At 42.5% G+C, this 14,083-nt stretch carries 13 protein-coding genes; 9 read left to right on the top strand and 4 right to left on the bottom strand.

Annotated elements, in window-relative coordinates:
• The first annotated feature begins 130 nt into the window (after positions 1-130).
• Together E0H87_RS06365 and lnt are read left to right on the top strand one after the other, a co-directional pair.
• Positions 131-970 (top strand): HlyC/CorC family transporter, encoded by an 840-nt coding sequence (locus tag E0H87_RS06365; RefSeq protein WP_131264064.1) that lies wholly within the window; start codon positions 131-133, stop codon positions 968-970.
• A complete protein-coding gene (gene lnt / locus E0H87_RS06370) occupies positions 967-2,526 on the top strand; it encodes an apolipoprotein N-acyltransferase (RefSeq protein WP_131322827.1) in 1,560 nt (519 codons plus the stop codon). The genes E0H87_RS06365 and lnt overlap by 4 nt, the downstream gene beginning before the upstream one ends.
• Before the next feature lie 72 nt (positions 2,527-2,598).
• On the opposite strand, the gene E0H87_RS06375 is transcribed toward lnt, so the two are convergent.
• The 3 genes from E0H87_RS06375 to gspF form a co-directional block, all read right to left on the bottom strand.
• Positions 2,599-2,943 (bottom strand): hypothetical protein, encoded by a 345-nt coding sequence (locus tag E0H87_RS06375; protein ID WP_131322828.1) that lies wholly within the window; start codon positions 2,941-2,943, stop codon positions 2,599-2,601.
• Between the two features lie 275 nt (positions 2,944-3,218).
• Positions 3,219-3,656, bottom strand: coding sequence for a type II secretion system major pseudopilin GspG (gspG, locus tag E0H87_RS06380; protein WP_131322829.1), 438 nt, complete (start codon positions 3,654-3,656; stop codon positions 3,219-3,221).
• A 31-nt stretch (positions 3,657-3,687) separates the two neighbouring features.
• Positions 3,688-4,893: a type II secretion system inner membrane protein GspF gene (gspF, locus tag E0H87_RS06385; protein ID WP_131322830.1), complete on the bottom strand. Its 1,206-nt coding sequence runs from the start codon at positions 4,891-4,893 to the stop codon at positions 3,688-3,690.
• A 151-nt stretch (positions 4,894-5,044) separates the two neighbouring features.
• Here gspF and E0H87_RS06390 point away from each other — a divergent pair, with 151 nt between their 5' ends.
• The 7 genes from E0H87_RS06390 (at position 5,045) to E0H87_RS06420 (ending at position 12,660) form a co-directional block, all read left to right on the top strand.
• Positions 5,045-7,267, top strand: a complete 2,223-nt coding sequence (locus E0H87_RS06390; RefSeq protein ID WP_131322831.1) for a primosomal protein N' — start codon at positions 5,045-5,047, stop codon at positions 7,265-7,267.
• 55 nt (positions 7,268-7,322) lie between these two features.
• Positions 7,323-9,164, top strand: coding sequence for a monovalent cation:proton antiporter-2 (CPA2) family protein (locus E0H87_RS06395; RefSeq protein ID WP_131322832.1), 1,842 nt, complete (start codon positions 7,323-7,325; stop codon positions 9,162-9,164).
• Positions 9,165-9,214: 50 nt separating this feature from the next.
• Positions 9,215-10,090, top strand: a complete 876-nt coding sequence (gene hslO / locus E0H87_RS06400; protein ID WP_131322833.1) for an Hsp33 family molecular chaperone HslO — start codon at positions 9,215-9,217, stop codon at positions 10,088-10,090.
• A 296-nt stretch (positions 10,091-10,386) separates the two neighbouring features.
• A complete protein-coding gene (locus E0H87_RS06405; RefSeq protein ID WP_131322834.1) occupies positions 10,387-10,851 on the top strand; it encodes a DUF2147 domain-containing protein in 465 nt (154 codons plus the stop codon).
• A gap of 153 nt (positions 10,852-11,004) precedes the next feature.
• Positions 11,005-11,961, top strand: a complete 957-nt coding sequence (locus E0H87_RS06410; RefSeq protein WP_131322835.1) for a DnaJ C-terminal domain-containing protein — start codon at positions 11,005-11,007, stop codon at positions 11,959-11,961.
• Positions 11,962-11,971: 10 nt separating this feature from the next.
• The gene (locus E0H87_RS06415) at positions 11,972-12,310 is read left to right on the top strand and encodes a chaperone modulator CbpM (RefSeq protein ID WP_131322836.1); all 339 of its coding nucleotides are present in this window, start codon (positions 11,972-11,974) and stop codon (positions 12,308-12,310) included.
• 89 nt (positions 12,311-12,399) lie between these two features.
• The gene (locus E0H87_RS06420; RefSeq protein WP_131322837.1) at positions 12,400-12,660 is read left to right on the top strand and encodes a YdcH family protein; all 261 of its coding nucleotides are present in this window, start codon (positions 12,400-12,402) and stop codon (positions 12,658-12,660) included.
• A gap of 107 nt (positions 12,661-12,767) precedes the next feature.
• On the opposite strand, the gene E0H87_RS06425 is transcribed toward E0H87_RS06420, so the two are convergent.
• Positions 12,768-14,003, bottom strand: a complete 1,236-nt coding sequence (locus tag E0H87_RS06425) for a magnesium transporter CorA family protein (RefSeq protein ID WP_131322838.1) — start codon at positions 14,001-14,003, stop codon at positions 12,768-12,770.
• Positions 14,004-14,083: the final 80 nt, after the last annotated feature.

The following is a 14,083-nucleotide window of genomic DNA, read 5'->3' on the forward strand; positions in this document are numbered from 1 at the left end:
TAAACCGATTTAGTTCAGTAAAAGATGACGATAACATTCATATTTTGCAGTACTTTTTGCATAGACATCTGCATTTTCTAAGGTATGATGAAAATAATTTTTTTCATATCTAGAGTCTTTAGGAAAGATCATGCACGATGAATCCAGCCCGTCGTGGGGCATGCGTGGCTTAAGAAAGTGGTTAGGAACTGCACCAGAAACTCGCGACGAATTGCTCAAACTCGTACAAGATTCACGTCGTTTTTTAGAGCCAGATACGGTTGCGATGCTTGAAGGTGTATTCGATCTTCCTGCGACTAAAATCCGCGAAGTCATGACGCCGCGCACAGCCATGATCAGCCTGCAAGAAGATGATGAATTACTCGATATTTTGCATGTCTTGATTGAATCAGCGCACTCACGTTTTCCTGTGTTTTCGTCAGATCAACCCGATAATGTGGTCGGCATTTTGTTGGCGAAAGATTTACTGCCTTTTTTGACCGAAAAAGCCAGCAAAGTCGATATTCGTGTGTTGATGCGTCAGCCTTTGTTTGTGCCAGAAAGTGCACGCTCTGACCAAGTGTTACGTATGCTGAAAAACACCCAAACGCATATTGCTGTGGTGATTGATGAATATGGCACCACATCAGGTTTGGTTACACTCGAAGATATTCTGGAAGAGATTGTGGGTGAGATTGAAGATGAACACGACATGGTCGATGAAGAAGCTTCCTATATTGTGCCTGATGATGACCCGAAAACGGCTAATACGTGGTTAGTTCAAGCACTTACACCAATCGAACACTTTAACAATCTTTTAGATGCTGATTTTCCTGATGATGAAGTAGAAACTATGGGCGGTTTATTGCTTCAAGAAATTGGTTTAGTGAGCGATTTACAAGGTCAAGTGATTGAAATTGGCGATTGGGAATTTACCATTGTAGAAGCAGATGCACGTACTATTCATCTGATTCGAGCTGTCCTTAAATGAGAACATACTTTCATGCGCTGTTGACGTCTTCACAACAACAAAAACAGCTACCCATGATTTTACCTTTTATTATTTCCCTTTGCTCGGGTGCCATGTTGAGTTTTTCCTTGGCACCTTATTATTATTGGTGGATTGCCCTACTTTCCCCCGCCTTACTTTATGCCTGCTTGCGTCAGCGTTCAGCTAAACAAGCATTCTTCATTGGCTGGGGTTATGGTTTTGGGTTATGGTTTGTCGGCGCTTTTTGGCTCTACACCTCCATCCATGTCTACGGCGATACCAGTGCCGTGCTCAGTGTACTCATGATTGCCATCATGGCACTGGTCATGGGTCTCTTCACTGCACTACAAACTTGGATATATCGCAGATTTTTCCCTGAAACACCTTTAACCTTTGCCCCACTTTGGGTATTTTTTGAATGGGCGAAAACTTGGGTATTTACAGGTTTTCCTTGGTTGTTTGTCGGCTATGCGTTTACCGAACGCTTCCTCGACGGCTATGCTCCATTGTTTGGCGTATTCGGGGTATCTTTCGTCGTCATCATTCTGGCCTGTGCGCTAGTCGAGATCTTAAATAAACGCCTATTCTGGTTGGTTCCTTCTCTGATTTTACTGCTCGGGGCTTGGGGGGCTGCACAACTACAGTTTGTTCAACCCAAAAATGAAAAATCTCTTTCGGTTTCTCTGATTCAAGGCAATATTCCGCAAGACTTGAAATGGCTCACCGAATACCAAACCCAAACCTTAATGATTTATGCAGGACTCAGTCGTAGTGAATGGGGACGTGATTTAATCGTTTGGCCAGAATCATCTATTCCAATGTTCCAAACCGACATTCAGCCATTTTTGGATGCCATGAAAGTTCAAGCGCAAAAAACGGGCACGGGATGGGTCACAGGAATTCCTTATTGGGATTTAAAAGCATCTCAGCAACAAGGCAGCTCGATGTTTTATAACAGCATCATGGCTTTGGGCAGCCAATCCGAAGGACTCTATAAAAAGCAACGTCTGGTGCCTTTTGGTGAATATATTCCCTTATCAGGTATGTTGAGTTGGGTCTTACCTGCCTTACAAAATGACCCCGCTATGAGCGGTTTCTCACGTGGGGCATCCGATCAGCAACCCTTACACATTAAACAACATAACTTAGCGGCAGCAATTTGCTATGAAGTGGCGTATCCGAATCTGACGCGACGGAATGCCAGCAACAGTGACTTCCTTGTGACCGTTTCCAATGATGCATGGTTTACAGGTACGGCAGGCCCTTGGCAACATCTGCAAATGGTGCAAATGCGTGCCAAAGAGAATGGGCGTTGGTTTATTCGTGCCACCAATACGGGCATCACAGCTTTTATTGATCATCAAGGGCATATTGTACGCCAAGCACCGATTGATCAACGCACAGTACTACGCGGGGACTTACCTGCAATGCAAGGTCAGACACTCTACAATCGTCTAAGCGACTGGCCAATCCTCGGATTTTCAGCGCTACTTTTAATTATGGGTTGGTTTTTCCGACCACGAAAAGTTGATGTCTCATTTAAAAGCAGACGCTAATAAAAAGGGAGATTTTGAAATCTCCCTTTTTTTATTCTGAAGTTTAATCAAACTCCAGAAATCTAGAATCGATTAAAACATGGATGTAAACTGACTGGCGAAATAAGCCACCAAGCTAGATAAAAACAGCATCGGCACATAACGATAAACAGAAAATATTTTTTGTTCAATGACAGAATGGAGACTTTGAGACTGCCAGACGGTTGCTTTGAGCGCACTCATAAAACATACCACTAACCACGCACTCATAACACTCAAGGCAAAAAAGCCAATCATAATCTGGCTACTGCCTTCGGTACCTTGCCATAAAGTCACTGCCCCATTCATCATCGGCAATACTGTTAAAATCAATAGAACAGATTTCAGCATCGCCCAATGAAATTGGGTGATTTCATCTGATAAAACGAATGCTTTCATTCTATTCCCCATCACATTTTTGTTCTTAAAATCATTATGCTAGGTTTTTTTTAAATAAAAAGTTTATTTATCTACATACTTGACAAATTTTGTAAACATTACGGTTAGGAATAATTATTATTATAACTCTCAAAAACCATTTATTATATTTATTTGTTTCAATTCAAATACTTGTATTTAAATATATAAATAAGAAAGATTATCACTTTATCTTTAATTGAAGTACTCAATTATATAAAGTGATAATTTTCATCGATTAACTTAGGCGATATTGCTTAAGGCTGATAATAAATATCGGCATCAGTCCCTTCACCACCTTCTTTACCATCGGCACCAAATGAATATAAATCGAAAGCGCGCCCTTCAGCACCCGGGCTAATATACTGAATATCATTTTCCCAACTGTCTTTTGGATAGCCACCTTTAACATAGCCCCCTTGCATCCAGTTTTTTGCCGACGCAGGTTGATTCACTAATGCATCTAAACCGCCATCTTGCATTGATGGGTATTTACCGTTATCTAATTTATATTGATCCAGTGCACCCGCAACCCCTTTTAAGGTAATCACCGTGGTGTCCACTTTGGCTTTCTCACCACGTCCCATGACATTCGGTACAATCAGCGCAGCCAGCACCCCTAAAATAACAATCACTACCATCACTTCAATTAAAGTAAAACCCGATTGTTTGGTTTGATATTTATTCACTTGCATTCAACCACTCACTTTTCAATCTTTATATTCTTTAAATCATATTGTTCATATTAACGATCGGCAGCATCACTGCAATCACAATCACCAATACAATACTGGCCATTAACACCAACATGAGCGGTTCGAGTAATGCCAATAACGTCGAAATTAGGGTTGTGACTTCTCGATCTTGCATGGTAGCAGCACGCTCCAACATGCGATCTAACTCACCTGAGGCTTCGCCACTTTTGATCATTTGTACCATCATCGGGGGGAAATAACCACTGCGCTCCAGTTGGGTTGCCAAATTGCTCCCTTCTGTGACTTTTTCAGCCGCCAAATCCACCGAATCACGAATCACCCAGTTACTACTGACCGCAGCACCAATGCGCAATGCATCTACCAGTGGTACACCCGACTTGGTTAAAATAGATAACGTACTTGCAAGGCGTGCAGAATTAATACCACGCGATAACTTACCAAATAATGGCAATTTGAGTGTTAAACGATCAAAAGCATAATGTCCTGCTGTACTCTTTAAAAACCGTAAAAGAAATACAATCCCCAACACGATTACAATGATTAAAAAAGGCCAAGCCACACGAATAAAGGCACTGGCTTTCATCAAGGCAACTGTAATCCAAGGGAGAGCATCTTTATTTTGATCGAAGGTTTTGACAATATCGGGAACCACGTAGGTCATCAAGCCCATCACAATCGCAAAAGACATTAGCATTAAAATAATTGGGTAGATCATGGCACCTTGAATTTTCTTTTGCATAGCAAAGCGATTCTCGGTGTAATCTGCCAATTGCTCCAAAATCAAATCCAGATGTCCAGAACGCTCACCTGCCGCAATTGTTGCACGATAAAGTTCGGGAAAACGCCCAGATTGCTGCAAAGCATTGGCTAAAGAGTGTCCTTCTAAAACCTTGGAGCGAACCGACGCAATTAATTGTTGCACATGGGCTTTTTCACTTTGTTTGGCAACGGCTCGCAAAGCTTCTTCCAGTGGAATTGCCGCAGCCACCAACACTGACAATTGACGGGTAAAAAGAGCTAAATCATAGGCAGTAATATTTTTTTGAAACCAGCGCGATCCTTGCTGCTTGGCTTTATGTTCTACAGGATCGACGCTAATCGGGATAAGCGATTTCTCACGTAGCTGCTGACGTATTTGTCGTGCCGAATCACCTTCTAGCACGCCTTTTTGCTGCTTCCCTAAAGCATCAATGGCGGTAAATTGATATGCAGGCATTGTAATGCTCTAATTTTCCAAAATTTCCTTCAGCGCTGTTGCGTCTGACCCCTAAAATCATTCATATTCTTCAATATAAATTGATTTGCACACTCTAACATAACTCAAGACTTCACACGACGAACATTCAGCTGGAACCTTTGACCCTTTTATGCCAAATACAGTACCGCCCCCTTTCGTACCTTATCGGATTCGCGTAGCCGTTCCAGCCCATGTTTATGACTGTTTCGACTATCAGATTTCCGCAGAGGATTATGCGCAGGCGAAGGTCGGAGCACGTGTTGCTGTGCCCTTTGGATCACGAAGTCTGATTGGTGTGATCATAGAAAAGCTTACACCCGACACACCCGAGAACCCCAAGTTCAAGCTAAAACCCATTCAAGCTTTGCTAGATGACGATGCCATTCTAGACAGTAAAGTTTTAACTTTGTTGACATGGGCAGCACAATATTATCAATTTCCGATTGGTGAAGTGGTACAAAGCGCTTTACCCACCTTATTACGTCAAGGCAAACCATATGACCTGTTGGCCCACATGTGGCGACTACTTGACCCACATGCAGATGAAAAAGTTAAACGTTCTGAAAAACAACAACATGCCTATAAAATTTTAAAATTACACCCCGCGGGTACAGCAGAGAATATTCTGAATTTAGCGGGCATTGAAACCGCTACGTTAAAAGCTTTGGAAAAGAAAGGCATCTGTGAGGCTTATTTAGAACAAAAAGATTTTAGCCCGCAAGCCCTGAGTTTGGCGCAAATGCCTCTGACCGCCAACCCCGATCAAAAGCATGCCATTCAGCAGGTGCTGAAATCACTCTCGTCTTATCATGCCTATTTACTGGATGGTTTAACGGGCAGTGGCAAGACTGAAGTTTACTTGCAAATCATGTATGAGGTACTGAAACAAGGTAAACAAGTGTTGGTGTTGGTACCTGAAATTGGTTTGACCCCCCAAACGATTAGTCGCTTTCAATCGCGTTTTCACTGTCATATTGCCCTGCTGCATTCGGGACTGACGGATGCCAAACGCTTGCAAGCATGGCAAAGTGCGCAAATGGGCAAAGCCTCGATTATTTTAGGCACGCGTTCTGCCATTTATACCCCATTGCACAATTTAGGCTTAATCATTTTAGATGAAGAGCATGATCTGTCTTTTAAACAGCAAGAAGGTTTTCGCTATCATGCACGTGATGTAGCGCTCTATCGCGCGCATTTGGAAAACTGCCCGATTATTTTGGGTTCAGCAACGCCGAGCATGGAAAGCTATGCACTGGCCGACCAAGGCAAACTGACCCGACTAGAATTAAATGAACGTGCAGGCACGGCATTGTTGCCTAAGTTGCACATCTTAGATTTAAAAGTCGGGCGCAAACAGCATGGTTTTAGTCAGTTTCTGCTGGATGAAATGCACAAACGTCTGGCGCGCAAAGAACAGGTGCTGATTTTTCTTAATCGACGCGGTTATGCCCCTGTACTGATTTGTGAAAGTTGTGCTTGGCAAGCAAAATGTCCGCATTGTGATGCCAACTTTACCCTACATACTCAGCCCTATCAGCATTTGCATTGTCATCATTGTGGCACCATTCATCGCATGCCAGACCATTGCCCACAATGTCATCATACTGAACTCAAACCGATTGGTATGGGCACCGCCAAAGTTGAAGAAAGTCTAAACGAACTCTTTCCAGAATTTGAGGTCATTCGGGTCGATCGAGACTCTACCAGCCGTGTCGGTAGCTGGCAAAAAATTTATGATCGCATTCAAAAAAGCGAGCCGATTATTTTACTCGGCACGCAAATGCTCGCCAAAGGGCATCATTTTCCTTATGTGTCTTTGGTGGCGATTTTGGACATTGATTCAGGCTTACTCAGTGTCGATTTTCGTGCACCAGAACGTACCGCCCAACTCATTGTTCAAGTGGCGGGACGCGCAGGTCGTGGTGAGAAAAAAGGCGATGTCTATTTACAAACCCTACGCCCAGAACACCCGTTATTGCACACTTTAGTGGATGGTGATTATCGACAATTTGCTCGCCAGACCTTAAAGGAACGACAACAGGCATTGTTCCCACCCTATCGTTATGCTGCCCTAATTCGCTGCGAGTCGAAAAGTCAGGAACAAAATCAGCAGTATCTGACTGAACATGCACAACAACTTCGTCAGATTGCAGAACTCAACATCGATATCTGGGGGCCTATTCCCGCCCCGATGGAACGTAAAGCAGGTCGTTATCAAGCGCATATGGTGTTATTTTCCCAAGATCGAGCACGTTTGCACTATTATTTGAGGGCATGGTGGCAAAACATGTTGCAGCACAAACCTGCCAGCATGAAACTTAGTCTGGATATCGACCCTCAGGAATTGAGTTGAGTCTAAACCAGTACTTCAGCAATTCATCACAACTTTTTAATTTCAGGACAGATGCATGTCGTTATTGTTGCAAATCACGCTTTTTTTAGGTGCAGCGCTGATGGTGGTGCCACTACTGAAACGATTCGGCATTGCTACAGTCTTGGGTTATTTAATCACAGGGATTCTCTTGGGACCTCATGTGCTGAACATTGCCAATGATCCCGAAGCCATTCAACAACTCGCTGAATTTGGCGTCATTCTCTTGATGTTTTTAATTGGTTTAGAACTACGACCACAACGACTCTGGAATTTACGTCAATCTATTTTTGTGATGGGTAGCGCCCAAGTCGGCATCACGGCGCTCGTCATTGGCTGCATTCTCTTATTGGTGTTGCAACAAGGTATTGCTGCCAGTTTAGTGATTGGCAGTGCACTCGCCTTGTCGTCCACCGCCTTCGTATTACAGCTGCTCACAGAAAAGCAGCAACTGAATACCAGTTATGGACAGCAGTCTTTCTCAATTTTATTGTTTCAAGACATCGCGGCGATTCCTCTGATTGCTGTAATTCCGTTGCTGGCAGGTGTGGAATCAACGCATTATGGTATCGCTTATTTTGCTGCCATTGTGGCGGCATTTACAGGACTGTTCCTTTTTAGCCGTTATTTAATTCGACCATTTTTCCGCTTTGTAGCAAAAACAGGTGCGCATGAACTGATCACCGCAGTGGGCTTATTTATTGTTTTAGCCGTGGTGATGTTGATGGATCTACTCAATATCAGCACCACACTAGGTGCATTCTTAACGGGAGTATTATTGGCAGATTCTGAATTCCGACATGAACTGGAAGCCAGTATTGCACCGTTTAAAGGACTGCTACTGGGTCTATTTTTTATGACGGTGGGTATGCTGACCCCGATTCATATTTTATGGCAACAACCGCTCTTCATTTTGGCAGGCGCAGTGCTGTTATTGCTCATCAAATTTACACTTTTAACTGCTATCGCACGCTATTATCAGGTCTCTTGGCCCAATAGCTTGCTGCTTGCCAGTTGTTTGGCACAGGGCGGAGAATTTGCCTTCGTGGTGTTTAGCGTGGCGCAAAATGAACAGCTGATTACTGAAGCGATTATCGCACCTATCAGCCTGATCGTGATTATCTCCATGATGTTGACGCCGATTTTGTATTGGATTGTGCGTAAAGGCATTGTGCCGCGTCTTACGCCTGTTACAGTCCCTGAATATGATGACATTCCTGAACAACAACCCGCCATGATTATTGCGGGCTTTGGTCGGTTCGGACAAATTATTGCTCGTGTCGCGCATTTACAACATCAAAAATTTACCGCCATCGACAGTAATTTAGAAAAAGTCGATTTTGTGCGCAACTATGGTGGTCATTTGTATTATGGCGATGCCACCCACCCTGATATTTTAAGAGCCGCAGGGATTGAACAGGCCAAGGTGTTTATTTTAGCCATTGATGACATTGAAGACTCGATGAATGTGGCACGGCATATCCGCCTGAATTACCCTGAGTTACAGTTATTAGTCAGAGCACGAGATCGACATCATGTACACTTATTACGTGACTTGGGTGTGCAGCATATTTGGCGAGAAACCTATTTATCTTCACTCGGCATGGCATATAAAGCCTTGCGTGACTTAGGCATTAGCGAAAGCGATGCCCAAAAAAGTATTGAGTTATTTCGCGATTATGATGAACAGCTCTTGGCACAGCAACAACGCGTCTATACCGACGAACAAAAGGTATATGAATCGCACCGCAACGCCCTTGCTGAGCTGGAACATTTGTTTGAACGTGATACAGAAATTCGAACAGTCGAGACAGGCGTAAATTTACAACGTAGTTTAGATTCTACCCGAATAGATGTAACACGAGATGAAGCAAATTGACTTGTGTTTTACAATATTGCCACCATTAAAGCAGGGTTTTGGAGAAAATTATGTCTGATATACGTCAACGCTTTTATATTGAAGATTGCCCTGTTCGTGGTGAAGTCGTTCATCTGGAAGAAACCTTACAAACGATTCTTGCCCAACGTGACTATGCTCAAGCCGTACAAATTTTACTGGGTGAAATGCTCAGCGCAACCGCTTTGCTTGCCAGCACGCTGAAAATTAAAGGGCGTATCAGCTTACAAATTCAAGCCTCTGGAACATTTAAATGGGCCATGGCGGAATGTAACCATTTAGGTGAAGTTCGTGCCTTAGCCGATTATGAAGAAGACCCGCGCTTCCAAGCAGCCACTGACAGCAGTACAGTGCTGAAAGCGCTCAGTAACCCCATTCTTTTTATTAATATTGAACCTGAATTTGGTGAGCGTTATCAAGGGATTGTACCGCTGGATCAAACAACCCTAGCGGGCTGCTTAATGCAGTATTATGACCTTTCTGCTCAAATTCCTACTCGGATTGTTTTGGCCAGTACAGCACAACGTTCGGGTGGTTTACTCATTCAATTGTTACCGCGCATTAATGAAGAAGAACAGCAACGTGTCGATGAAGATTTATGGCCACGTCTGACCATGCTCACGGAAACATTAAAAGCGGATGAACTCACTCAATTAGCGGCCAATGAAATTTTGTATCGTTTGTACAATGAAGAAGACGTTCGCCTACCTGAGATTGAGCAACTCAAGTTTGGTTGTACCTGTTCTAAAGAACGCTGTGCCAATGCTTTACAACAAATTGGTGTAGAAGCAGTCCGCGAAACCCTAGAACACCAAAATCCAATTACCATGGATTGCCAATTCTGTAATACCCAATATCAGTTCACGGCCGAAGAAGCCCTTGGTTTATTTGGCGAACATTTAAGTTAAACCTTCATCAACCATCTCTCTGCCTGTGGTTATACCTCTTTGATAGCCAACAGGCAGTTGCTCCACTGTCTAATAAGAAAGCCCGAAGAACATTCCATGTCCACTTGCTATGCCAAAGCACCGATTTCCGTGCGCTTGGAATAAGATGACATATTCAACGTATAAAAAGATACGCTAAAATTGCGTGACGAAGATAACAATTTTTTTGTTGAACTGCGTCTCTTCATGATAATAAATCCATCATTTTAATATGTGATTCATTCCAACTTAACTGATATACACTGAGGTAATCTCTCATGGGAACTCGCTTTCTTTCCCGTACGGTTTTCATTACAACTTTGCTGTGCAGTACTTACAGCTTAGCAAACACTGACCCCCTGATTGGCAAATGGAAAACCGTGGATGATCGTACTGGCCACTCACTGGCAGATGTGATCATCAGTAAAAACCAGCACAATGTCTACAGCGCACAAGTGATCGAAATACGCCCATTGTCTGGCAAAGAGAAACTGATTACTTGCCAAAAATGTACAGGCCATTTAAAAAATCAACCAATGATTGGCTTAACCATTTTATCGGGGTTAAAGAAAAATCCTGAAAAACACAACGAATATATTGAAGGCAAATTTCTTGATCCACTTTCAGGACAGCACTATGTTTCGGAAGCACATTTAGTTCAGGAAGCCAGATATCTGCAAGTTCGTGCTCAAGAGACCGACTCCTCGAATGTGCGCCTGATGACATGGATTAAAGTCCAATAAAATTAAAGCCAAACGACGCCAAGCAAAAAGCCCTCTGTGGGCTTTTTCTTATTGTTATGATTTGAAACAAATACGAACAGTTCTACACTACTTCCCACTTTCCGAAAGACAGCATAATATTGATTAAAATATCAGCGATTTTATTCAACGCGTATGTCTAAAAACTATTATGAGATTCTGGGAGTTTCACGCGATGCTCCTTCTGACCAAATTAAAAAAGCCTATCGAAAGCTGGCGCGAAAGTACCATCCCGATCTGAGCAAAGAAAGCGATGCTGAAGCCCGTATGCAAGAAATCAACGTTGCATACGACACCCTGAGTAATGAAGAAAAGAAAAAAGAATATGACTTTATCTTAGATCATCCTGAAGGTTTTTCAGGATTTGGGGGACAGGCGGGTGCATCTGGATTTGATGATGCTCAATTTTATCGACAAGGATTTAACCAAGGCAATTCATCCGATTTTGCAGGCTTTGAAGACCTATTTGGTCGCTTTGGAACAGGTTTTGGAGGAGGAAATTATCAATACAAACAACGACAACAATCTTTTCGAGGTGAAGATCAACATGCCAAGCTGGAGATTGACTTAGCTGTTGCCTTTCATGGTACTTCTCAACAAATTACGCTGCAAATTCCAAGCATAAATGCCTATGGTGAACCTGAAGTCCAACGTAAAACCCTAGAAGTCAAAATTCCGAAAGGGATGAAAGAAGGACAACAAATTCGCTTGGCAGGTCAAGGACAAACAGGTGTTCGTGGTGGTGAAAATGGTGATTTGTATATCGAAATCTACTACAAGGATACCGCACAATACCGCGTTGAAGGGGCAGATATCTATTACACCCTGCCTGTGACCCCATGGGAAGCTGCATTAGGGCAACAAATTGAGTTACTCACACCTGCGGGCACGAAAGTGCAGGTGAACCTCCCAAAAAATGCCAAAACAGGACAACAATTGCGTTTAAAAAATCAAGGGATTCCCAATAAAACAGCAGGACATTTATTTTTAATTCTAAACATTGTGAATCCACCTGCACACAACGCTGAGCAAGAACAAGCTTACCGCGCTTTTGCTGAAGCCTTTAAGCAGTTTAAGCCTCGACAACTTTAAGGAGAACGCTATGACAACTATTCATTATCGAGAAATTATTTGCGACGGTTATAGCACCGCAGAGATCGTCGATGAACATCGTAGTTTCGATTTAAAACATTTTGCCGAAGCCTGTGGTCAAAGCCCAGAATGGGTTTTACAACTGTTGGAATACGATATTTTACCCACACGCCCAGAAGAGCGGATTCATCAATTCTTTGGTGAAGATGTCTCACGTGCGCGTAAAGCCTATCGTTTACAACGTGATTTTGATGCCAGTTTTTCGGCAGTCGCGATGATGCTGGATCTCATTGATGAAGTACAACAATTACGTCGCCAAGTTCGGCATGCGCATATACAAGAATCATAAACCCTTTATATAGCCCGTTCCTTGAGATTGAAACATCATAGAACGGGTTGCTGTTCTTTTATCATTAACTTGAGAGAAATACGGTTACTATGAACACAAAAGAATGTAATAAGAAAGTGAAACTCATGTTCCCTGAGCATCGTGAAATTATTCCTCAATTACGTCAGGATAATCCACATTTTGCGAAAATTTTCGAAGAACATGCGGTGCTGGATCAGGAAATTTGTCGACGCGAACTTAATCCTATATCTCGTATCAATGATGATATTGAAGCTTTAAAACGTAAAAAACTTCGTCTCAAGGATGAGATTTATCGTTTACTGCAATATCATGTGAACTCACAAGTCTAAGTGACTCATGACGCCATTAAAATAAAATCAGATCGCACTTTTTGGCTCTATAAAGCATATAAAATGAAGATGTCAGTTTCATGACATCTTCTTGTATTTTCTGGTGATTATTTTAATTTTGTCAGTTTTTCCACCTCTTTTAAGGTCACTTTAACGCCTTGCTTAATTGGCTCGTAATCCAAGAACCAGAGCAAGCCCACATGCTGGTCTTGATGTTGCTGTGCCAACATATCAATCACGCTTTTTTCTCCACGTCCCACCAAATGACGACGATAGAAATACAATATGAGCCAAACGGTCGTGATCAACATCACCATCAACATTAACCAGAATCCGATTGGAGATTTTAATCCTGGTATAAATTCAAAATTCATACCATATATCCCTGTCAGTAGCGTTAATGGTGCGAAAATTGCAGTAATAATTGCCAGAATTCGCATATTTTCATTGGTTTGGTTAGCAATCGCTGAAAAATGTAATTCTATTGCTGCCTGTACTGCACTGCGTAAACGTGTCGTATGCTTTTGAATCCGCTCCACATGACTGACCAAATCATCGGTACGCACCAACACAATATCGCGTTTTTCGGAGCGCTTTTTAGCTTTTAAGTGGGAATAATTTTCCACGATTTCATCGCGTAATTCTTGCAACACCTCTATTTGCTCTTCACACAAATTTTCAATTTGCTGAAATGCCATGTTTTCTTGCAGCAACTGATTCCATTTGGTAAAACGTCGGTGTCCTTGTAATAACTCTTGTTGCCAATATTCCACACGTCGGGTCAGCGGAACTCGCAAATCTAAATAACCATCGACCATGGCATTGAGTAAACGTAAAGCTAAATCTAAAGGGCTATGCGACAGTTTACGGGGTTTGTTTTGCTCATCCAAAGCACGTGCTGCAATTGAATCTATCCGTTCAATATACTGCTCGATAATTTGATTTCCTTGCTCCCGCACCGTAATCAAGACTTGTGATGTCAAGATAAAACTAATCGGAGTCGTAGATAGCCCAAAAAAACGCTCATGCTGCTCTAAAGCTTGTTCACCAGTCTGAATCTTGTCATCTGGCGTAATCAGTTTTCGAAAAATAAGCAGGTCATAATCTGCCATCGCATCGAAAGCACACGGATGCTCTAGATTCAAAATATCTTTGACATGGAATTCATTTAGACTCACCCCTGCCATTTCAAATATTTGACTTTGCCAGTGTTCGGCATGATTGACGACATCTTCGCGGGTACTATCAATCCAGATAAATTCAGGCTCAACATCATCCAATGCCTGCTGTTGTACGTAAATATAAGCATCCGTGGGATGTTGATAAAAATAGTAGCTTTGCATCTATCCTGTCACTCTATTCCGTCAATCTTGTTGTTAAATTCATGGGATTGAGTGTAATGCATTCTGCTTAGGATGTTCAT

This window comes from Acinetobacter sp. ANC 4178 (assembly GCF_004331175.1).
Lineage (GTDB): Bacteria > Pseudomonadota > Gammaproteobacteria > Pseudomonadales > Moraxellaceae > Acinetobacter.